This is a genomic window from Streptomyces sp. NPDC090741 (genome assembly GCF_044769045.1).
Taxonomy (GTDB): Bacteria; Actinomycetota; Actinomycetes; order Streptomycetales; family Streptomycetaceae; genus Streptomyces.
This window is the reverse complement of sequence record NZ_JBIVXF010000012.1, coordinates 52,815-73,235: the sequence shown is the minus strand read 5'-3', so window position 1 is coordinate 73,235 and position 20,421 is coordinate 52,815. Positions and strand designations below refer to the sequence as shown.

20 protein-coding genes and 1 tRNA gene are annotated in these 20,421 nt (G+C 71.0%); 8 read left to right on the top strand and 13 right to left on the bottom strand.

Going from position 1 to position 20,421, the window contains the following annotated elements; translation table 11 throughout:
• Positions 1 to 24 precede the first annotated feature (24 nt).
• The 3 genes from ACIQU4_RS29005 to ACIQU4_RS28995 all read left to right on the top strand — a co-directional run bounded on the left by ACIQU4_RS29005 (position 25) and on the right by ACIQU4_RS28995 (position 2,537).
• Entirely contained in the window at positions 25 to 1,413 is a 1,389-nt protein-coding gene (locus ACIQU4_RS29005) for a sensor histidine kinase (protein ID WP_403736715.1), read from the top strand.
• Between the two features lie 62 nt (positions 1,414 to 1,475).
• Positions 1,476 to 2,150, top strand: coding sequence for an NADPH-dependent F420 reductase (locus ACIQU4_RS29000; RefSeq protein ID WP_403736713.1), 675 nt, complete (start codon positions 1,476 to 1,478; stop codon positions 2,148 to 2,150).
• A 90-nt stretch (positions 2,151 to 2,240) separates the two neighbouring features.
• Positions 2,241 to 2,537: a hypothetical protein gene (locus ACIQU4_RS28995; protein ID WP_403736710.1), complete on the top strand. Its 297-nt coding sequence runs from the start codon at positions 2,241 to 2,243 to the stop codon at positions 2,535 to 2,537.
• A gap of 79 nt (positions 2,538 to 2,616) precedes the next feature.
• On the opposite strand, the gene ACIQU4_RS28990 is transcribed toward ACIQU4_RS28995, so the two are convergent.
• On the bottom strand, positions 2,617 to 3,123 hold the full coding sequence (locus ACIQU4_RS28990) for a MarR family winged helix-turn-helix transcriptional regulator (RefSeq protein WP_403736707.1): 507 nt from the start codon (positions 3,121 to 3,123) through the stop codon (positions 2,617 to 2,619).
• An 80-nt stretch (positions 3,124 to 3,203) separates the two neighbouring features.
• Between ACIQU4_RS28990 and ACIQU4_RS28985 the strand changes: the two genes are divergently transcribed.
• On the top strand, positions 3,204 to 4,061 hold the full coding sequence (locus ACIQU4_RS28985) for an NAD(P)H-binding protein (RefSeq protein ID WP_403736704.1): 858 nt from the start codon (positions 3,204 to 3,206) through the stop codon (positions 4,059 to 4,061).
• A gap of 9 nt (positions 4,062 to 4,070) precedes the next feature.
• Entirely contained in the window at positions 4,071 to 4,694 is a 624-nt protein-coding gene (locus tag ACIQU4_RS28980; RefSeq protein WP_403736701.1) for a hypothetical protein, read from the top strand.
• Between the two features lie 104 nt (positions 4,695 to 4,798).
• On the opposite strand, the gene ACIQU4_RS28975 is transcribed toward ACIQU4_RS28980, so the two are convergent.
• The 4 genes from ACIQU4_RS28975 to ACIQU4_RS28960 all read right to left on the bottom strand — a co-directional run bounded on the left by ACIQU4_RS28975 (position 4,799) and on the right by ACIQU4_RS28960 (position 7,598).
• A tRNA-His gene (locus ACIQU4_RS28975) sits at positions 4,799 to 4,871 on the bottom strand.
• Between the two features lie 106 nt (positions 4,872 to 4,977).
• Positions 4,978 to 5,580 (bottom strand): oligoribonuclease, encoded by a 603-nt coding sequence (orn, locus tag ACIQU4_RS28970; protein ID WP_053690441.1) that lies wholly within the window; start codon positions 5,578 to 5,580, stop codon positions 4,978 to 4,980.
• A 93-nt stretch (positions 5,581 to 5,673) separates the two neighbouring features.
• Entirely contained in the window at positions 5,674 to 6,846 is a 1,173-nt protein-coding gene (locus ACIQU4_RS28965) for a helix-turn-helix domain-containing protein (protein WP_403736699.1), read from the bottom strand.
• A 374-nt stretch (positions 6,847 to 7,220) separates the two neighbouring features.
• The gene (locus ACIQU4_RS28960) at positions 7,221 to 7,598 is read right to left on the bottom strand and encodes a hypothetical protein (RefSeq protein WP_403736697.1); all 378 of its coding nucleotides are present in this window, start codon (positions 7,596 to 7,598) and stop codon (positions 7,221 to 7,223) included.
• A 366-nt stretch (positions 7,599 to 7,964) separates the two neighbouring features.
• Between ACIQU4_RS28960 and ACIQU4_RS28955 the strand changes: the two genes are divergently transcribed.
• Together ACIQU4_RS28955 and ACIQU4_RS28950 are read left to right on the top strand one after the other, a co-directional pair.
• The gene (locus tag ACIQU4_RS28955) at positions 7,965 to 8,495 is read left to right on the top strand and encodes a universal stress protein (protein ID WP_385579478.1); all 531 of its coding nucleotides are present in this window, start codon (positions 7,965 to 7,967) and stop codon (positions 8,493 to 8,495) included.
• 99 nt (positions 8,496 to 8,594) lie between these two features.
• A complete protein-coding gene (locus tag ACIQU4_RS28950; protein WP_403736695.1) occupies positions 8,595 to 9,164 on the top strand; it encodes a GPR1/FUN34/YaaH family transporter in 570 nt (189 codons plus the stop codon).
• Between the two features lie 104 nt (positions 9,165 to 9,268).
• On the opposite strand, the gene glmS is transcribed toward ACIQU4_RS28950, so the two are convergent.
• The 3 genes from glmS to ACIQU4_RS28935 all read right to left on the bottom strand — a co-directional run bounded on the left by glmS (position 9,269) and on the right by ACIQU4_RS28935 (position 12,465).
• On the bottom strand, positions 9,269 to 11,086 hold the full coding sequence (gene glmS, locus ACIQU4_RS28945; RefSeq protein ID WP_403736693.1) for a glutamine--fructose-6-phosphate transaminase (isomerizing): 1,818 nt from the start codon (positions 11,084 to 11,086) through the stop codon (positions 9,269 to 9,271).
• A 77-nt stretch (positions 11,087 to 11,163) separates the two neighbouring features.
• On the bottom strand, positions 11,164 to 11,439 hold the full coding sequence (locus ACIQU4_RS28940) for a hypothetical protein (RefSeq protein ID WP_030008735.1): 276 nt from the start codon (positions 11,437 to 11,439) through the stop codon (positions 11,164 to 11,166).
• 120 nt (positions 11,440 to 11,559) lie between these two features.
• Positions 11,560 to 12,465 (bottom strand): DUF4429 domain-containing protein, encoded by a 906-nt coding sequence (locus ACIQU4_RS28935; RefSeq protein WP_403736690.1) that lies wholly within the window; start codon positions 12,463 to 12,465, stop codon positions 11,560 to 11,562.
• 51 nt (positions 12,466 to 12,516) lie between these two features.
• On the opposite strand from ACIQU4_RS28935, the gene ACIQU4_RS28930 reads away from it, so the two are divergent.
• Entirely contained in the window at positions 12,517 to 14,100 is a 1,584-nt protein-coding gene (locus tag ACIQU4_RS28930) for a beta-N-acetylhexosaminidase (protein ID WP_403736687.1), read from the top strand.
• Positions 14,101 to 14,158: 58 nt separating this feature from the next.
• On the opposite strand, the gene ACIQU4_RS28925 is transcribed toward ACIQU4_RS28930, so the two are convergent.
• The 5 genes from ACIQU4_RS28925 to ACIQU4_RS28905 all read right to left on the bottom strand — a co-directional run bounded on the left by ACIQU4_RS28925 (position 14,159) and on the right by ACIQU4_RS28905 (position 20,375).
• Positions 14,159 to 15,961: an IucA/IucC family protein gene (locus ACIQU4_RS28925; protein ID WP_403736684.1), complete on the bottom strand. Its 1,803-nt coding sequence runs from the start codon at positions 15,959 to 15,961 to the stop codon at positions 14,159 to 14,161.
• On the bottom strand, positions 15,958 to 16,545 hold the full coding sequence (locus ACIQU4_RS28920; RefSeq protein ID WP_403736681.1) for a GNAT family N-acetyltransferase: 588 nt from the start codon (positions 16,543 to 16,545) through the stop codon (positions 15,958 to 15,960). The genes ACIQU4_RS28925 and ACIQU4_RS28920 overlap by 4 nt, the downstream gene beginning before the upstream one ends.
• The gene (locus ACIQU4_RS28915) at positions 16,542 to 17,843 is read right to left on the bottom strand and encodes a lysine N(6)-hydroxylase/L-ornithine N(5)-oxygenase family protein (protein WP_403736678.1); all 1,302 of its coding nucleotides are present in this window, start codon (positions 17,841 to 17,843) and stop codon (positions 16,542 to 16,544) included. The genes ACIQU4_RS28920 and ACIQU4_RS28915 overlap by 4 nt, the downstream gene beginning before the upstream one ends.
• Positions 17,827 to 19,308, bottom strand: a complete 1,482-nt coding sequence (locus tag ACIQU4_RS28910; protein ID WP_403736676.1) for a pyridoxal phosphate-dependent decarboxylase family protein — start codon at positions 19,306 to 19,308, stop codon at positions 17,827 to 17,829. Before ACIQU4_RS28910 ends, ACIQU4_RS28915 begins: the two co-directional genes overlap by 17 nt.
• Positions 19,309 to 19,454: 146 nt before the next feature.
• Positions 19,455 to 20,375 (bottom strand): siderophore-interacting protein, encoded by a 921-nt coding sequence (locus tag ACIQU4_RS28905; protein ID WP_403736674.1) that lies wholly within the window; start codon positions 20,373 to 20,375, stop codon positions 19,455 to 19,457.
• Positions 20,376 to 20,421: the final 46 nt, after the last annotated feature.

The window sequence follows — 20,421 nt, the reverse complement described above, 5'->3', positions numbered from 1 at the left end:
CCGCGGCGGAGCGAGCCGACGGAGATGAGATGGGCACTGGTCAAGGTGTGCCTCGCGGTCACGGCCATGGTGGTCGTGGCCTTCGCCGTACCGCTCGGGCTCGTCGTCCAGGAGATGGCCAGCGACCGGGCCTTCTCCAACGCCGAGCGGCAGGCCGCCACGATCGGCCCGACGCTGTCCATCACCACCGACCCGGGGCAGCTGCGCAAGGCCGTCGAGTCCACGCAGATGGGCGCGGCCCGGCGGATGGCGGTCCACGTGCCCGCGATCGGCGGCAGCGCGCCGGTGGAGATCGGCACCACGCGGGCCGGGGCGCACGCCGTGGAGGAGACCCGGCGGATGGGGCGGGCCATGACGGCCCCGCTGTCCGGGGGCGGTTCGGCGCTGCTCCAGCCGACCGCCCTGGGGTCGGGGGACATCGCCGTCGTGGAGATCTTCGTACCGGAGAGCGAGGTCAGCAACGGCGTCGCGACGGCCTGGGTGGTCCTCGCGGGCGTGGGACTGGCGCTGATCGTGGGCTCGGTGGCGGTCGCCGACCGGCTCGGCGCCCGGCTGGTGCGGCCGGCCGAGCGGCTCGCGGACGCCGCGCACCAGCTGGGCGAGGGCCGGCTGGGGGCGCGCGTGCCGGAGGACGGGCCGAAGGAACTCCGTTCGGCGGCCGTCGCGTTCAACTCGATGGCGGACCAGGTGGTGGAACTCCTCGCCAACGAGCGGGAGCTGGCCGCCGACCTCTCGCACCGGCTGCGGACGCCGCTGACGGTGCTGCGGCTCAACGCGGCCTCGCTCGGCGACGGGCCGGCCGCGGAGCAGACCCGGGCGGCGGTGGAGCAGCTGGAACGGGAGGTCGACACGATCATCCGTACCGCCCGTGAACAGCGCGCGCCGGCGTCCGCGGCGGGCGGCGGGGCCGGAGCGGGCTGCGACGCCTCGGAGGTGATCCGCGACCGGATGGCCTTCTGGTCGGCGCTGGCGGAGGACGAGGGCCGCGAGGTCCGGCTCGCGGGCGTGGACCGTACGGTACGGCTCCCGGTCGCCCGGCCGGAGCTCGCGGCCGCGCTCGACGCCCTGCTCGGCAACGTGTTCCGGCACACCCCGGAGGGCACCCCGTTCGCGGTGGACGTCCACGACGCGGGGGACGCGGTCATCGTGCTCGTCTCGGACGCGGGCCCCGGGATCGCCGATCCGGACGCGGCACTGCGGCGCGGCAACGACGGCGGACGGGACGGTTCGACGGGGCTCGGGCTGGACATCGTGCGCCGGGTCGCGGAATCGACGGGCGGCGACGTGCGGATCGGGCGCTCGATGCTCGGCGGGACCGAGGTCAGGGTGTGGATCGCCCTGGACGACCGGGCGCGGGGCGGGTCGGGCGGCGTACGGACGCGTCGGGTCAGCCGGCGCAAGCGGCGCGGCTGACGCGTACCGTACGGGGTTGTTGGTCGTCCTTCGTCCCTTCCCCCAACGGAATGGAACCGGTCATGCGCTACGCAGTCCTCGGCACCGGCATCGTCGGCCGTACGGTGGCCGCCCGCCTCGTCTCGCTCGGGCACGAGGTGGTCATCGGCACCCGGGACCCCGAGGCCACCCTCGCCCGCACCGAGTACGCCGAATGGCAGGAGGCCCACCCGCGGGTCGGCCTCGCCCCGTTCCCCGATGCCGCCCGGCAGGGCGACGTCCTGGTCAACGCCACCGGCGGGCAGGTCAGCGTGGCCGCCCTGACGGAGGCGGACGCCGCGCACCTGGACGGCAAGGTGCTGATCGACATCGCCAACCCGCTCGATTTCTCGCGGGGGTTCCCGCCCACCCTCGACCCGGTGAACGACGACAGCCTGGGCGAACTGCTCCAGCGGACGTTCCCGGGGCTGCGGGTGGTCAAGACGCTGAACACGATGAACTGCCGTGTCATGGTCGAACCGGCGCGGGTGCCGGGCGAGCACACCGTGTTCCTGTCGGGCGAGGACGCCGACGCCAAGAAGTCCGTACGCGAACTGCTCTACTCCTTCGGCTGGTCGGAGGCGAGCGTCCTCGACCTCGGCGGCATCGAGTCGGCCCGCGGGACGGAGATGCTCCTGCCCATCTGGCTCCGTCTGATGGGGACGCTCGGGCACGCCGACTTCAACTTCCAGATCCAGGGCGCGACGGCGGGCGACTGAGGACACCCCCGGGCCGGGGCCGGATGGCCGAGGAGATGTTGCCGGTGCCCGTGGCCCCGCCGAGTGTGGGCCTGACGGAAGGAGTCAGGCATGAGAGTCATGCTCCGGGCCCATATCGACACGCAGGCCGCCAATGAGGCCACCAGGACCGGCACCCTGCCCCAGGCCATGAAGACGCTCATGGAGAAGGTAAAGCCGGAAGCCGCGTACTTCGGACCCTCCGAGGGCGTCCGGAGCTGCTGGATCGTCTTCGACATGCAGGACAGCGCGGAGATGCCGCCGCTTCTCGAAGGCCTGTTCATGGAGCTGAACGCCGAGATCGAGATCAGCCCGGTGATGAACGCGGACGATCTGGCGAGAGGGCTCTCGCAGATGCGGAGCGCGTAGCGCCTGTACGCGCCCGTGCCTGGTCGGCGGCCGCCACCGCGAGCGGCGCGGCGGCGGCCGCCGGCGCGTGTACGGGGGCTCAGTCGCCGGAGTTCAGGCGCCGGGCCTGGGCCCGGCCGACCTCGGCGGCGCGGTGCAGGTAGTCGGCGATGACGCCGAGTTCGGAGTCGGAGTAGCTCTCCAGGACGGCGCCGAAGGCCCGGCCGGGGGTGTCCCAGGCCTCGCCGATCCGCCGGCGGGCCTCGGGGGCGAGGGCGACGAGGGAGCGGCGCCGGTCGTGGGGGTCGGCGAGGCGCTCGACGATGCCGGCCTTGACCAGCCGGTCGACGAGGCGGGTGGCGGAGCCCGAGGTCAGGCCGGTGAGGCGGGCGATGTCCCCGGTGCTGACGGGGCCGGGTTCCATGTCGAGGAGCCCGACGCACTGCATGTCGGTGGGGTGCAGGCCGACGTGGTCGGCCATGGCCTGGGCGAAGAGCGAGTAGTCGGCGTAGTGCCGCTGGCTCTCGGTGACGATGCGCGCGAGCAGCTCGGCGCGGCTCCACTCATCGCCGGCGCCCGCACTCGAACGAGGGGAATCGGTTGACATCGGCTTCTCCATGCCTGAAATTTATCTGTGTGACGCAGAATATTTATGGTGCAGAATCTGTGTCAGGTACTCATTCTAGCGTGAACACGAACACGAACAGGAAGCAGGAACCCGTCATGTCGATCCTCGTCACCGGTGCCCGCGGCTCCGTCGCCCGCGGTCTCGTCTCCCTCCTCGCCGCTCACGGCGTCCCCCACCGCCTCGCCTCCCGCGAGCCGGACACACCAGATACCGTCCGCTGCGATCTCGGCGATCCCGCGACCTTCCCGGGGGCCTTGGCCGGAGTCCGGTCCGTCTTCCTCTATGCCGAGGCCTCCGCCGTCGACGCCTTCGTCAAGGAGGCCGTCACCGCCGGAGTCGAGCACGTCGTACTCCTGTCCTCGTCCTCGGTGCTCGCCCCCGGCGCGGCCGGCAGCCCGCTGGCCGCCTCCCATCTCGCCGTCGAGGAGGCCCTGCTGGCCTCCCCGCTGCGCACCACTCTGCTGCGTCCCGGCTCCTTCGCGAGCAACGCCCTCGGCTGGGCCTGGTCGCTGAAGTCCGGCCGCCCGGTCCACCTGCCCTACCCGGGCGCGTACTGCGACCCGGTCCATGAGGCCGACCTCGCCGAGGCCGCGTTCGCCGTCCTCACCGACCCGGCCCTCTCGGGCCGCGCGTACCACCTGACGGGACCGCAGCCGCTGACGTTCGCGACCCAACTCGCGATACTCGGCGGGGTCCTGGGCGCCCCCATACCGTTCGAGTCCGTCACCGCCGAGCAGTGGAAGGCCGAGGTCGACGGGTACATACCCGGCCCCTACGCCGACGCGCTCCTCGACTACTGGGCGGCCAGTGACGGGCTCCCGGTCGAGATCACCGACGCCGTCGAGCACCTCACCGGCCACCCGGCCCGCTCCTTCGAAACCTGGGCCCATGGCCACGCGGAGGCCTTCCGCGCCTAGGGTGTCGGGATGCAGAAGATCGCTATGGCGGGGAGTCCGGAGGGGGCACCGGCAGCGGCCGTGCGGCCGCGGCGGACGGCGAACACGTTGTTCTGGGCCGCGCTGATTCCCACGGCGGCCACGGTGGGCGGCTTCGTCAGCCAGTACCCCTACGGCATGTTGTGGGTCGGAGTCCTGATCGTCCTCGCCGCCGCGGCGGCGGGTCCGATCGTGGCGGGCTCGGCCTGGAAGCGGGCGGGCGCCGCGACCCTGGTGGGCTTCGCAGTGTTCGCGCTGGGACTGTTCGCCGGGTCCAACCTCAACGAGACGTACCTCAAGCAGCTCGGTGAAAGCACGGGCGCGGTGGTCGTGGAGGCGGGGGAGCGGGTCAACGGCAAGGGCGACGTACGGCACTTCTGCCGGGTCCTCGACGACGCGGGAAGCCGCGCGGAGCTGGGCGACATCCAGAACTGCCACGGCCAGTTCGCGACGGGGCGGCGCGTCGTCCTCTTCAAGGACCGGCTGGGCGGCCTGGACCCGTGGATCGAGGCCGCGGACAACCGCGCCGTCGACCCCGTCGGCCTGGGCATCACCGCAGGCCTCTACGCCCTGACCGCCGCAACCCTCCTCTACGCGGGCCAACGCCGCCGCTAGTCAGGGGGCGGCGTGGGCGACGCGTGCGGCCTGAGAGGGCAGCCGCGTCAGAGGAAAATGCAGAGGGCCTCGGTCCGCTTTCGCGGACCGAGGCCCTCTCGCAGGGTGAGTGACGGGACTTGAACCCGCGGCCACCTGGACCACAACCAGGTGCTCTACCAGCTGAGCTACACCCACCATGTCCGGTCGGAAAACCGACCGGCCGAAGAAAAGGGTACAGGGTCCGGGAGGGTGCTCGCGCCCCCCTTTCCCCTGCCCCGCCTCCGGAGGCTCCCGCCGGGTCCTATTCGGCGGACAGGGTGTGCTTGGCGGCGATCGCCCGGGCGGTGTCCGAGTCGGGCCCGGGCTGCGGGACGAAGACCGCCTCCCGGTAGTACCGGAGCTCGGCGATGGAGTCCTTGATGTCCGCGAGCGCCCGATGGTTGCCGTTCTTCGGCGGACTGTTGAAATACGCCCGCGGGTACCAGCGGCGCGCCAGCTCCTTGACCGAGGACACGTCCACGATCCGGTAGTGCAGGTGGCTCTCCAGCGCGGGCATGTCGCGCAGCAGGAATCCGCGGTCGGTACCGACCGAGTTTCCGCAGAGCGGCGCCTTGCGGGGCTCCTTCACATGTTCCCGTACGTACGCCAGGACCTGCGCCTCGGCGTCCGCGAGCGTGATCCCGCCGGCCAGCTCGTCGAGCAGTCCGGAGGCGGTGTGCATCTCGCGCACCACGTCAGGCATGGTCTCCAGGGCCGCGTCCGGCGGGCGGATCACGAGGTCCACGCCTTCGCCGAGCACGTTGAGCTCCGAGTCGGTGACCAGTGCGGCCACCTCGATAAGTGCGTCGTCCGTCAACGAGAGCCCGGTCATCTCGCAGTCGATCCACACCATGCGATCGTTCATGCGGCCCAGCTTATGCGGATTACGCGGAAGGTCCCCCGCTTCGGTGGTGACCGATGCGGGGGACCTTCCGTCAGGCAGTGCCCGTGGCGGGAGCTACGCGTGCTCGCGCAGGACCCGGTTCGGGGCGTACAGCTCCGTCACCGTCGGGCCGGCCGCGGCCAGGGCCGCCGCCGCCCGCTGGGGCTGCGGGGTGCGCTGGTGCGGCACCGGGCCCCCCTGCATCTCCGTGACCTGGGACACTTCGGCCTGCGGCCGGCGCGCCCGGTAGGCCGAGCGGTAGGCCGCCGGGGAGGACCCCAGCTGCCGCCGGAAGTGCCCGCGCAGGGCGACCGGCGAGCGGAACCCGCAGCGCCCGGCGACCTCGTCGACCGAGTAGTCGGAGGTCTCCAGCAGCCGCTGGGCCTGGAGCACCCGCTGGGTGATCAGCCACTGGAGCGGCGCGCTGCCGGTCAGCGAGCGGAACCGGCGGTCGAACGTGCGCCGGCTCATGTACGCGCGGGCCGCGAGCGTCTCCACGTCGAACTGCTCGTGGAGGTGCTCCAGGGCCCAGGCGACGACCTCGGCCAGCGGGTCGGCGCCGATCTCCTCCGGCAGCGACCGGTCGAGATAGCGCTCCTGGCCGCCCGTGCGGCGCGGCGGGACGACGAGCCGACGGGCCAGTGCCCCGGCCGCCTCGCTGCCGTGGTCCGTGCGCACGATGTGCAGGCACAGGTCGATTCCGGCCGCGGTGCCCGCGGACGTGAGCACGTCACCGTCGTCGACGAACAGCTCGCGCGGATCGACATGGACGGACGGGTACCGCTTGGCCAGCGTCGGCGCGTACATCCAGTGCGTCGTGGCGGGCCTGCCGTCCAGCAGACCGGCGGCGGCGAGCACGAAGGCTCCCGTGCACAGTCCGACGATCCGGGCGCCCTCCTCGTGCGCCAGACGCAGTGCGTCGAGCGCCTCCGGAGGCGGCGGTGAAGTGATCGAGCGCCAGGCCGGGACGACGACCGTGCCTGCCCGGGCGATCGCCTCCAACCCGTACGGCGCGGTGAGCTCGAGTCCGCCGGTGGTCCGCAGCGGACCGTCCTCCCCGGCGCAGACGAGCAGTCGATAGCGTGGAACTCCCGCGTCCTGCCGGTCGATGCCGAACACGGAAAGTGGAATGGAGCTCTCGAAGATCGGGCCGCCGCTGAACAGCAGCACCGCGACGATCTCCCTGCGGCGACGCCCCGCGAGCTTCCTGCCGGCGTCCGCGACGACGGCGGTGGAATCCTGGCTCATGGCTAAGCCCCCCTTGGGTGTCGCGACTCCTTGGTCTGGTCGCACCTGCACGTTTCCCCTCGGCCTTGCACGTGGATCCCCCGCCGTAAATACATGATCGAATCTACTGCGTCCCGTGGTGTCGGCGTGACAAGTTCAGCACGCAGCGCTATGTCGACTTGGCAACTTGGCGAAAAGCATTCGATCAGGAAGCCTTCCACTCCGCTACCGGAGTGGGAAGCTCGCCCTCCGGCCATGGCCAGTACCCGTAGGGTCTCGGAGCCCCCCTCGCTCTGTCGTCGCTGGTGGTAGGGGGGTTGAGGGGGCATTCCGGCAAGACCGGCACTGTTCCGGGAACTTGGCTGAAAACATGCGGGTGTGGGTGTGCGAATCAGTCAGTCCTCTGGGGAGATTCCACCGAACGTGTGGCAGCCGCGGCCCCCGGACCCGTTCCCGGCGCGCGAATGCCGGGGGCGCCTGCCCGGCGGCAGCCGGTCCTGCGCCAGAACCAGGGCGGCCCGCTCCGCCTTCTCCGAGTAGCGCAGCATCGCCCGGCACGCCGCCGTGACCGCGACCAGCCCGAGGGTCGCGACGGCGGCCCCGCCGAAGGAGGTTCCGTACACGACGAGCACCACGGGCACGAGCAGGCAGCTGAAGGCGGCCCAGCGGACCACGTCACCCGCGGGGTCGTCATGGGGGCGTCTCGCCGGGTGCACGGACGGGTGAACGGTCGGCTGAGCGGGCTGGACGGGGTGAACCGGATGGCCGGGCACGGCGTGCTCCCTGCGGGCTCTTCCTGGACGGTCGGACGCCTGTCCAACGGTGCGCGGCGGGGCTCGGTCACTGCGCGCACGGGTGGCGCACGAGTGGCACGTGCGGCAACTCGTCACTGGCTGTAGGGGACAGCGGCCATTGCCAAGGAGCCCCGTCTCCGGCATGCTCCCTGGGACGCTCTCCAAGGGCGGCATGCCCTGTGCAGGACAGGAGTGTCGCCGTACCCTGGTGGGTAAGGGCTTGGGAAGATGCTTCCCGGACAGAGCTCCGTCACCCTGAGTCGTCATTTTTTCAATCGTTGCTTCCGCCCATCGTCGCTCCGCCGCCTTGTCCCTTCCCCCGAGGACCTCTTCGCCGAGACATCCATGGCCGGTCACGAATTTCCCGAACCCGCGGACCGCAAGCGCAAACCGCTCGCCGACCACACGTCGAGCGACCTGCGCGCGGCGGAACAGACACGTCATCCCTGCGATCCGGCCTTCCGGCACGGGGTCGTGGTGGGGTTCGACGGCTCCACGTCCAGTGAGCGCGCCCTGGCGTACGCGATCGGGATGGCCCGCCGCTCCGGATCGGGCCTGATCATCGTGCACGTGGCCAACCGGCTGCCCACCACCGTGTGGGCCGGCTGCGAGCCACCCGTCTTCGTGGACGTGCCGGACCACCGCACCGAGGTGCTGGGGCTGGAGCTCGCCTGCGCCGACTACCTCGCCGAGGTGCCGTGGATCCTGGTGGAGCGGGGCGGGGACATCTGCCACGAGCTGGAGGAGGTCGGCCGGGAGTACTCGGCGGACGCCATCGTGGTGGGCTCGACGCACGGGATCGTCGGCCGGATCTTCGGCTCCGTGGCGGGCCGGCTGGCCAAGCGCGCGCAGCGACCGGTTGTTGTCATTCCGTAACCCACTGTACGTCGCTCGTGCGGTTGTGAACCCCCATGTAAAGGGTAGATAAATGCTGCTGGGACGCAGCAAACAACTGCAGATCGAAGGGAGCCCGCCGTGGACAATGGTGTCTCTGCGGGAAGCACGGCCTCGACTTCGACCCTCGGGAACATAGCCCTGGGTCTCACCCTTCTCGCATTCGGTATCGGCCACACCGCCGTCGTCAGCGGCGTGTCCGTCGCCAACTCCGTGTCACTCGCGACCTACATCGGCGGTCTCGCCCTGTTCGTCCTCGGAGTCCTCGAATTCCGCGGCGGCAACGGGTTCAACGGAACGGCGTTCGCGGGCCTCGGCGCCTTCTGGTTCACCTGGGCGTCGGGGGCGGACGGAAAGGTTTCCGCACACGCAGCGGGACTGTTCCTGGTCCTCTTCGCCCTGCTCGCGCTGACCCTCACCGTGAGCGCCACGAGCGGACTGTTCGGCCAGGGCGCGTACGCCCTGCTCACCCTCTCCCTGCTGCTCCTCGCGGTCGGCTCCTTCGCCGACAGCGGCGGGCTCGCCAAGGCAGCCGGCTGGGCGGCCGCACTCTCCGGGCTGCTGTTCTGGTACGGCGCCACCGCGGCGCTGGCCCACTGGCCCACCGCACTGGGCAAGACCTCCGGCCGCGGCGCGGTGGCCGCGGGCTGAGGTCCTGCGCAAGCGCACGTCGGAAGCGGACGTACGGGAACGGCCCCCGGGGGAATCCCCGGGGGCCGTTCTGCGTGCCTGGTGCGCTTGCGCGCCCGCCGCGACTACTCGACCGTGACGGACTTCGCCAGGTTGCGCGGCTTGTCGATGTCCCGGCCCAGGGCCAGGGCCGTGTGGTAGGCCAGCAGCTGGAGCGGGATGCCCATCAGGATCGGGTCCAGCTCGTCCTCGTTCTTGGGCACGAGGATCGTGTGGTCGGCCTTCTCCTGCTCGCGGTGGGCGACCGCGAGGATCCGGCCGCTGCGGGCCTTGATCTCCTCCAGCGCCGCGCGGTTCTTCTCCAGCAGGTCGTCGTCCGGGACGATCGCGACCGTCGGCATCGCCGGCTCGATGAGCGCGAGCGGGCCGTGCTTGAGCTCGGAGGCCGGGTAGGCCTCGGCGTGGATGTAGGAGATCTCCTTGAGCTTGAGGGAGGCCTCCAGGGCCACCGGGTAGCCGCGGACCCGGCCGATGAACATCATCGACTTGGCCTCGGCGTACTCGGCCGCCAGCTTCTTGATGTCCTCTTCGCCTTCGAGGATCTCCTGGATCTGCGCGGGCAGCTTGCGCAGGCCCTCGATGATCCGCTTGCCGTCGGTGACCGACAGGTCCCGGATCCGGCCCAGGTGCACGGCGAGCAGCGCGAAGGCCACGACCGTGTTGGTGAAGCACTTGGTGGAGACGACGCAGACCTCGGGGCCGGCGTGCACGTACACGCCGCCGTCGGCCTCGCGGGCGATCGCGGAGCCCACCACGTTGACGACGCCGAGGACGCGGGCGCCCTTGCGCTTGAGCTCCTGCACGGCGGCCAGCACGTCGTACGTCTCACCGGACTGCGAGACGGCGATGTAGAGGGTGTCGGGGTCCACGACCGGGTTGCGGTAGCGGAACTCGGAGGCCGGCTCGGCGTCCGCGGGGATGCGGGCCATGCTCTCGATGAGGCCGGCGCCGATCAGGCCCGCGTGGTACGAGGTGCCGCAGCCCAGGATCTTGACCCGGCGGATGCCGCGCGCCTCGCGCGGGTCCAGGTTCAGGCCGCCCAGGTGCACGGTGTTGAAGCGGTCGTCGATCCGGCCGCGCAGCACGCGGTCGACCGCGTCGGGCTGCTCGGAGATCTCCTTGTGCATGTACGTGTCGTGGCCGCCCATGTCGTACGAGGCGGCCTCCCACTCCACGGTCTCCGGCGTGGCCGTGGTGGTGGCGCCGCTGGTGGTGTAGGTGCGGAAGTCGTCGGCCTTGAGGGTGGCCATCTCGCCGTCGTCGAGGGTGACGACCTGGCGGGTGTGGGCGACGAGCGCGGCGACGTCCGAGGCGACGAACATCTCCTTCTCGCCGATGCCGAGGACGACCGGCGAGCCGTTGCGGGCCACGACGATGCGGTCGGCGAAGTCGGCGTGCATGACGGCGATGCCGTACGTGCCCTCGATCGCCTTGACGGCCTCGCGGACCTTCTCCTCCAGGGTGTCGGCCTGGGAGCGCGCGATCAGGTGGACGATGACCTCGGTGTCGGTCTCCGAGACGAAGACGACCCCCTCGGACTCCAGCTTGACGCGGAGCTCGGCGGCGTTGTCGACGATGCCGTTGTGGACGACCGCGACCTTGTTCTCGGCGTCGAGGTGCGGGTGCGAGTTGATGTCGCTCGGCGCGCCGTGGGTGGCCCAGCGCGTGTGGGCGATGCCGGTGGTGCCCGCGAAGCGCTTGGGCACCCGGGACTCCAGCTCGCGGACGCGGCCCTTGGCCTTGACCACCTTGAGCGCGGGGGACTTCGGGTTGTTGACGACGATGCCCGCGGAGTCGTACCCGCGGTACTCCAGTCGCTGCAGGCCTTCCAGCAGCAGCGGTGCCACGTCACGCTTGCCGATATAACCCACGATTCCGCACATAAAGTCTTGCCCCTCCTGAAGTTCGGTTGCCCTTGCCGCTGTTGTCGCCGCGCCTGGCCGTCGGCCGGCCCTGTCGCTCAGCCGTAGACGATGCGGCGCAGCTGCCGGAGCGAGAGCTCCGGCGGCGCCACGGCGCGGTGCGGCAGCTCGGCCGCGATCCGTTCGAAGATCTCCGCGTTGACCGCGCCGCCGGACTGGAGCTCACGGTGGCGGCGGCGCACGAATTCCTCGGTCGTCTCGTCGAAGTACGCGAGTACGTCGAGCACCACCCGGGCGGCCTCGCCGCGCTGCAGCGCGGTGCTGCGCACCAGGTGGTCGACGAGATCGTCATGAGACGGGCGGCGGTCGAGCACCCGTAGATACTGACTGGCCACGGCCGGGAACGCAAAGATCCTGCCCGGAATCGGGCAGGATCCCTCTGGTCCAGACCAGCGGAAGGCGTAAATCCGCTCACCGAAGGGCGAAGGTAAAGGTCAGAAACGTCGCAAAACGGCCTGCTTGGCCGCGGCGAACTCCTCGGCCGTGAGGATGCCGCCCTGGTGCAGATCGCCGAGCTCGCGCAGCCGGCGCAGCAGGGCGTCGTGGTCCTCCGGGGCCGCCGGCTCGGGGGCCGAGGCCGCGAGCTCCGGCACCGGCGGCTTCGGCAGGGCCGGGGCGGGCTCGGCCGGGGCAGCGGCGCCCCGGGGATGGGGCATCCGTACCGCCACGGCCGACGCGACCAGCGCCATCAGCGGATCCTTCTTGAAGCCGAACAGCTCCACCGTGTACGGGTCGTACTTGGGCGCGGGAGCCGCCGGGGCGCCCGCCAGCGTGAACCGGATCCATCCGTTGTCCAGGCCCTTCGAGGGGGACCACTCCACCGCCCGCAGGTCCGCGATCCGGAACTCGCGCGGCCCGCCGGAGCACTTGGCCTCCTCCGTCGTCCAGTTCCAGTCCAGCGCCACCCGGTCGCCGTCGAAGGCCACCGTCCCGTCCCCCGCGGCCACCGTGATCGGCACGGCCGGCCCCGGCAGCAGGTACGCGTCCGCCGGACCGGGGTCCACCTGGTCCAGCAGCAGCGCGTTACGGACCTCGTCCACGAAGTACTCCGCCACCCCGGTCCGGTCCGCGTCCACCGTCAGCCGGTACGGGTCGGAGGCCTCCGGCAGCCGCCCGCCCGTCACCTGGAGCAGCGGGTCGGCGCCGTCACGCAGCCTCAGCCTCAACCGGCCCGCCCTGCGGCCCGGTTCGTGGCTGACCCCGGCGAGCGCGCGCAGCGGGACGACCACCTCGCCCAGCGTCTGGCGCAGCAGCCCCACCCCCTTGTCGCGGCCGGGCACGATCCGCACCGCGTCCCCGTCGAAGGTCCATGTGCCGTCCTTCTGGATGATTTCCGCCATCCGTCGATTCTCGCACCGGCCCCGGCACGCCAGTTGGCCTATACCTGCCCTATGAGAGTCCTGCGACGCACGCTCGGCACACTCCTCGTCCTCGGCGCGGCCGTCTCCTGCGCCGCGTCCCCCGAGGCCGACGCCAGACCCGGGGACGGCCGCCCGGCCGCCCTCGCCCCCTACGCACAGCTCCTGCCGGCGCCGGCCTCCGCACGCGCCGAAGGCCCCGGGTACGCCGTCGGCGCGGGCACGGTCATCCGCAGCGGCCCGGGCGGCGGCGAGGAGGTCAGGCGGGTCGGCGAGCTCCTCGCGGAGCAGCTCAGGGGCCCCAGCGGGCTCCCGCTGCCGGTGGTCGACGGGGCCGACGGCGACGGGATCCGGCTGCGGCTCGACGAGCACGCGCAGGGGACCGGCGCCGAGGGGTACCGGCTGGAGTCCGGCCCGAGCGGGGTCACGCTGACCGCCCGGACCCCGGCAGGACTCTTCCACGCGGGGCAGACGCTGCGGCAGCTGCTGCCGGTGGCCGGTCCGGGCACGGTGCCCGGCGGCGAGATCACCGACGCGCCCCGGTTCGCTTACCGGGGGGCCATGCTGGACATCGCCCGCCACCACTTCACGGCGGAGCAGGTCAAGCGGTACGTGGACCAGCTGGCCCAGTACAAGGTCAACACGCTGCACCTGCACCTGACCGACGACCAGGGCTGGCGGATCGCGATCGACTCCTGGCCGCGGCTGGCGGAGTACGGCGGCGGCAGCGAGGTCGGCGGCGGGCCGGGCGGGTACTGGACGAAGGACCAGTACCGGGACCTGGTGGCGTACGCGGGGGAGCGGTACGTGGACGTGCTCCCGGAGATCGACATGCCGGGGCACGTGAACGCGGCCCAGGCCTCCTACGCGGAGCTGAACTGCGACGGCAAGGCGCGCGAGCGCTACACCGGCGTCAAGGTCGGCTTCAGCTCGCTGTGCGTCGGCAAGGAGCGGACGTACGAGTTCGTCGACGACGTGCTCGGCGAGCTGGCCGAGCTGACGCCGGGCCGCTACCTGCACATCGGCGGCGACGAGGCGCACTCGACGCCGGCGGCGGACTATGCGGCGTTCATGGACCGGGCCCAGCAGATCGTCGGGCGCCACGGCAAGACGGTGGTGGCCTGGCACCAGCTGGCCACGGCCCGCCCGGCGCCGGGGGCGGTGCTCCAGTACTGGGGCCACGACAGGACGGCGGCCGCGGAGAAGGCGGCGGTGGCCGCGGCGGCGAAGGCGGGCCACCCGCTGATCCTGTCGCCGGCGGACCGGCTGTACCTGGACATGAAGTACGACCTGACGACGAAGCCGGGTCTGGCGTGGGCGGGCTTCGTCCCGGTGCGCAGGGCCTACGACTGGGACCCGGGGACGTACCTGGCCGCGGCCGGTGTCCCGGAGTCCGCGGTCCTCGGCGTCGAGGCGCCGCTGTGGACGGAGACGGTCGCGACCCGCGCCGACCTGGAGTTCATGGCCTTCCCGCGGGTCCTGGGCCTCGCGGAACTGGGCTGGAGCCCGGGCCCGCGGAACTGGACGGAGTACCGGCAGCGGGTGGCGGCGCAGGGCCCGCGGCTGGACGCCCAGGACATCACGTACTACCGGGCGCCGGACGTCCCCTGGACGTAGCCGGAGGGGCGGGTGCGCTGCCGAGGGACCGTATTCGGCAGCGCACCCGCCCCCTTGATCACCGTCGCGATGCGTAAGGCGCGACGGGGTTCTTGAGGGTGCCGATCAGCTGGAGGGCGGCCGCCGGGTCGGCGAGGTCCACCATCTGCTTGTTGTTGCGCAGCTGGAGCCGGTTCAGGCAGGACAGCTGGAACTCCTCGGCGAACAGGTCGTACCGCTCGAAGCGCTCCGCGAGCTGCGGCATCGACTCCTGGTAGTCGTGGCCGCAGTCCGCGACCGCCCGCCAGAAGGTGTCCTCCTCGCAGATGCCCTCCGAGACGAGGATCGAGCCCAGGAAGCGGAAGAAGCAGTCGAACACGTCCGTGAAGACGGACAGCAGCTTCATGTCCTGCGGGATGTCCGCCCGGACCCGCTCGACCGCCGGCGGCAGGACCGCGTCCGGGTCCATGACCACGATCTCCTCGGCGATGTCCTTGAAGATCGCCCGCTTCACCACGCCGTTCTCGATGACGAGGATCGTGTTCTCGCCGTGCGGCATGTACGCCAGGTCGTACTGGTAGAAGCAGTGCAGCAGCGGCACCAGGTAGGCCCGCAGGTAGTGGCGCAGCCACTCGGCCGGGGTCAGGCCCGATTCCTCGATGAGCGCGCCGACGAAGGACCTGCCGTCCGCGTCCACGTGGAGCAGCGAGGCCATCGTGGCCAGGCGCTCGCCCTCCTGCAGCGACTCCACGGGGGACTCGCGCCACAGGGCGGCCAGCATCTTGCGGTACGGGGAGTACCGGTCGGTGGCGCGCTCGTACTGGCGGTGGTGGTAGCCGATCGCCGCGCGCTCGCGGATGATCGAGAAGTCCACCGACCGCAGCACCTCGTCGCCCTCGATCAGCTGGTGCAGCCAGTCGTTGATCGCCGGGGTGGCCTCCATGTACGCGGCGGACAGCCCGCGCATGAAGCCCATGTTGAGCACCGAGATCGCCGTTTTGACGTAGTGCTTCTTCGGGGCGCTGGTGTTGAAGAACGTACGGATCGACTGCTGCGCGAGGTACGCGTCCGAGCCTTCGCCCAGCAGCACCAGGCGGCGGTTCGCGATCTCGGCCGCGAAGGTGACCGTGGTCTTGTTCCACCACTGCCAGGGGTGGATCGGCAGCAGGTGGTAGTCCGCCAGGTCCAGGCCCAGGGCGTCGAGCTGCGCCGCGAACCCCGCGATCGCCTCCTCGCCCAGCTCGGCGCGCATGAACGCGTCGTGGTCCAGGCCCGCGCCCGCCGTGAAGGTCGAGACGTCCTTGCGGGCCGCCACCCACACCAGGTGGACCGGGCTCGCCGTCTCCGGGGCGTACGAGAGGTACTCGTGCACGCCGAAGCCGAGCCGGCCGTTGTTGGCCACGAAGCAGGGGTGGCCCTCGGTCATGCCCGTCTCGATGTCCTGGAAGGAGGACTTCGCCAGCACGGCGGACGGGACCTGCGGCTTCGTGTACTTGAACCCCGAGCCCGCCAGCGTGGAGGAGATCTCCTCCAGGTAGACCGGCAGGACCTCCGCGCTCAGGCCCAGGGCTTCGCGCATCTCGATGTGGAAGTCGAGGGCGTCCGGCGGGAGCTCGGCGCCGTCCTTGAGGCGGATGATCGAGGCCTCGTCCACCGCCCAGTGGTCCAGGGCGTGGCGGGCCGCGGTGAAGCGGTACTCGACCGAGCCGTCGTCGCTCAGGACCGAGTACGCGGTGCCGGTGGCGGAGGCGGCGCCGTCGAGCGGCTCCGGGGTCAGCAGGCGCTCGTGCGAGAACTCCGCCAGGGCCTTGCGGACCAGCGCGCGGTTCGCGCGGGCCCACAGCTCGGGGGAGAGGTGCGAGATCGCGTCGGCGAGGCTCATATGGAGGCTCCCGTCAGGCCGGTGGCCGCCTCGAACTGCGCGCGGGTGCAGAAGCTCAGCAGGGCCGTTTTCTCGGGCTTCTGGACCGGACCGTCGGGGACGAAGCCGACCGCCTCGTTCAGGGCGTGCACCGCCGTGTTCTCCACGTCCGGCTCCACCACGACGCGCTCGGTCTTCGGGTCGGCGAACAGCGCGGCCATCACCGTGGTGATCACGGCGCGGGTGAACCCGTGCAGCGGCCGCTCGCCCGGCGCGACGAGGAAGTGCATGCCCACGTCGCCGGGCTGCGCCTCGTACAGGCCGACCAGCTCCAGCCGGCTCGGGTCGTACTTCTCCATCAGGAAGGCCGGGCGGCCCTCGTGGAGGCCGATGAAGGCGTCGTGGTGCTCGTGGGCGGCGATGCGCATGTACTCGCGCTCGACGTCCGGCAGCGAGGCGTCCTGCATCATCCAGAACGAGGCCTTGGGGTGCGTGACCCAGCCGTGGAGCAGTTCCGCGTCGGCGAAGGGGTCCAGCGGGCGGATCGCGAAGCTGCCGAGGACGGCGTCGTTGCGCGTGTAGAGGTTTTCGGTGGTGGTGCTCATGCGTGGGTGCCTTCCGGGGCCGCGAACTGCTGGAACGCGATGGACTTCTCGACCTTGTAGTACTCGCGGCCGAGGAGTTCTCCGACGATGTACGCGTTGCGGTACGCGGCCATGCCCAGGTCGGGCGAGGTGATGGAGTGGTTGTGCACCGTGCCGTTCTGGAGGAAGACCCCGCGGCCGGTCACGTCGATGCTGTAGTTGCGGGCCGCGTCGGGGCGGCCGTGGCCGTCGAAGGCGAGGCGCTCGCGCACCGGGTTCAGGAACTCCGGCAGCGTGTACTTGTACCCCGTCGCGAGGATCAGGCCCTCGGTGGCGAGGGAGAAGTCGCGCTCCTGCTCCTCCTGACGCAGCCCCAGGGTGTAGGTGCCCGTGGTGGTGTCGTACGCCGCGGAGTTCAGCGAGGTGTTGGTCAGCAGGGTGGTCGGGACCGGGCCCGGCGAGGTGACCTTCTTCTGGTAGAGCAGGTCGAAGATGGCGTTGATGAGCTCGCCGTCGATGCCCTTGAAGAGGTTCTTCTGCTGGGTTTCGAGCCGGTAGCGGGTCTCCTCGGGGAGCGCGTGGAAGTAGTCCACGTACTCCGGCGAGGTCATCTCCAGCGTCAGCTTCGTGTACTCCAGCGGGAAGAACCGCGGGGAGCGGGTGACCCAGTTGAGCTGGTAGCCGTACACGTCGATCTCGGACAGCAGGTCGTGGTAGATCTCGGCCGCGCTCTGGCCGGAGCCGATGAGCGTGATCGACTTCTTCCGCTGGAGCTCCGCCTTGTTCTGCATGTACGCGGAGTTGTGCGTGAAGTCGCCGCCCAGGCCGGCGCAGGCCTGCGGGACGAACGCCGGGGTGCCGGTGCCCAGGACCAGGCGGCGCGCGCGGTGGGTCTCGCCGCGGTCGGTGTGGACCTCGTACACCTCGGCCCGCTCGTCGTACGTGACCTCCGTGACGGAGGTGGAGTACTGCACGTTGTCGAGGCGGTCGGCGGCCCAGCGGCAGTAGTCGTTGTACTCGGTCCGCAGCGGGTAGAAGTTCTCCCGGATGTAGAAGGAGTACAGCCGGTCCTTGTCCTTCAGGTAGTTCAGGAAGGAGAAGGGCGAGGTCGGGTCGGCCAGGGTGACCAGGTCCGACATGAACGGCGTCTGCAGGTGGGCGCCGTCCAGGAACATCCCGGCGTGCCACTCGAAGTGCGGCTTCGACTCGATGAAGAGGCCGTCGAGCTCGGAGATCGGCGCGGTCAGGCAGGCGAGTCCCAGGTTGAAGGGACCGAGGCCGATACCGATGAAGTCGTGGGGCTCAGTGGTGGACGGCAAGGGATTCTCCCAGGAACTGCTCGGCGTGTGCGGCGAGGAGGTCGAGGACGGCCGCGATGTCGGCCGTCGTGGTCTGCGGGTTGAGGAGGGTGAACTTCAGGTACTGGTCCCCGTCCACCTTGGTGCCGGCGACGACGGCCTCGCCGGAGGCGAACAGCGCCTTGCGGGCGTGCAGGTTGGCCTCGTCGACGAGGTCCGCACGGACCTCACCGTCGGGCACGTAGCGGAAGACCAGGGTGGAGATCTGCGGGCGGACGACGACCTCGAAGCGGGGATCGGCGTCGATGATGTCCCAGCCCGCGGCGGCCAGATCGATGACCTCGTCGAAGAGCGAGCCGACGCCGTCCGCGCCCATGGTGCGCAGGGTCATCCAGAGCTTGAGCGCGTCGAAGCGGCGCGTGGTCTGGATGGACTTGTCGACCTGGTTGGGGATCTGTTCCTCCGCCATGCGGCGGGGGTTGAGGTAGTCGGCGTGGTACGTGGCGTGCTTGAGGGTTTCGCGGTCGCGCACGAGCATCGCGCTGGAGCTGACCGGCTGGAAGAACGACTTGTGGTAGTCGACGGTGACCGAGTTCGCGTGCTCGATGCCGTCGAGCAGGTGCCGGCGGGTCGGGGAGACCAGCAGTCCGCAGCCGTACGCGGCGTCCACGTGCATCCAGGTGGAGTGCTCGGCGGTGAGGCGGGCGATCTCGGGGAGCGGGTCGATGGACCCGAAGTCGGTGGTGCCGGCGGTGGCGACGACGGCCATCGGGAACAGGCCCTCGCGGACGCAGCTCTCCAGCTCCAGGGCGAGCACGGAGGTGTCCATACGGCGGTTGCGGTCTACCGGGACGGCGATGACGGCCTCGTAGCCGAGCCCGAGCATGGCGGCCGACTTCTTGACGCTGAAGTGGCTGGCCTCGGAGGTGAAGATGCGCAGCTTCGGCAGGACTTCGGACTTCGCCAGGGGGCGCTCGCTGCGCTGCATGACCGTGCGGCAGGCCTCGTCGCGGGCCAGCAGCAGGGAGTGGAAGTTGGACTGGCTGCCGCCGGAGGTGAAGATGCCGTCCGCGTCCGGGCCGAGGCCGATGCGCTCGGCGGTCCAGTCGATCAGGCGGCGCTCGATGAGCGTGCCGCCGATGGACTGGTCCCAGGTGTCCAGGGAGGAGTTGACGGCCGACAGGATGGCCTCGCCGAGGACGGCGGGGATGACGACCGGGCAGTTGAGGTGGCCCAGGTAGCGCGGGTGGTGGAAGTACACCGCGTCGCGCAGGTAGACCTCTTCCAGCTCGTCGAGGACGGCGGCCGGGTCTTCGAGCGGCCGGTCCAGGTCGATCCCGTTGATGACCGGGGCGAGTTCGTCGACGGATATGCCGGTGTGGGGCCGTTCCGTGGTCGCGAGTTTGGCGGCGACGCGCTCGACGCCTTCCGTGACGGAACGCCGGTACAGGTCCGCGGTCGTCTCATTCAGCAGATGCGAGCGCATCAACGTTCCTCCGGGCAGGGGGAGAGGGGGGTGGGGAAGGCGTCCCTTAGGTTAGCCTAACCTAAGTGTCGCGCCAAATAGAGATGGGCCCCGGCCAAAAGCCGGGGCCCATCTCTCAACAGGGGTGTGGATAGCGGGAGTTGGCGCTACAGCGCCGAGGAGGGGTCCTCGCTGGCGGCCTGTCCCGAGTACGTCTCGGCGAGGAGTTCCTCCTCGCTCGCACCGAGACGCCAGTAGCCGGTGAAACGCACCGTGCGCCGGTCGATGGAACGTTCCTGCACGATGTGCCTGCGGACCGCCCGAACGGTGCCGGCCTCGCCCGCGAGCCAGACGTACGGAGCCTGCGCGGCCGGGAGTTCCGCTGCCCGCAGCGCCTCCAGCACGCGCTCGGTGCGCTGCTTGCCCGCGCCGCTCTCCCGCACGATCCAGGTGATGTCCGCGTCGGCGGGGGTGGGGAGGTCGATCCGGTCGTCGGCGTGCGGGACCTCGAACCAGGCCGCGACCCGGGTGCCGGAGGGGAGCCGGTCCAGGATCGCGGCGGCCGCCGGCAGCGCCGTCTCGTCCGCGTACATCAGCAGCGCGTCGGTGGCGGCCGGTGGCCGGAACCGTACGGACTTGTTCTCCGCGACGGCCGGGCCGATCGCCATGATCCGGCGGCCGGTGACGGCCCGTCCGGCCCAGTGCGAGGCGGGCGAGGAGTCACCGTGCAGGACGAAGTCGATGTCGACCTCGTCAGCGCCCCCGGGCGTGCGGCGCTGCTCGCGCACGGTGTACGAGCGCATCACCGGGCGGTCGGCGTCGGGCATCGCGCGCCAGGCGCCGAACCAGGTGTCCTCGTCGGTGGACGGGAGCACGGTGTGCTGCTCGTGAGCGGGCGGCAGGAAGAGCGAGAGGCTCTGGTCGTAGCCGCCCGAGCGGAAGCCCGCGAGGGACTCCCCGCCGAACGTGACCCGCAGGAACGAGTGCCCGAGCCGGCGGGTGCGCAGCACTTCGAGTTCGAAGAACCGGAAGTGGTCGGCAGCCGGGACGGCTTCGGGGGCAGTCGTGTCGGACGCGGTGGCGGTCATGCGGAGAGTCCCCCTGGGAGTGAAGGCGGCGCCTGGTCGGGGCGCC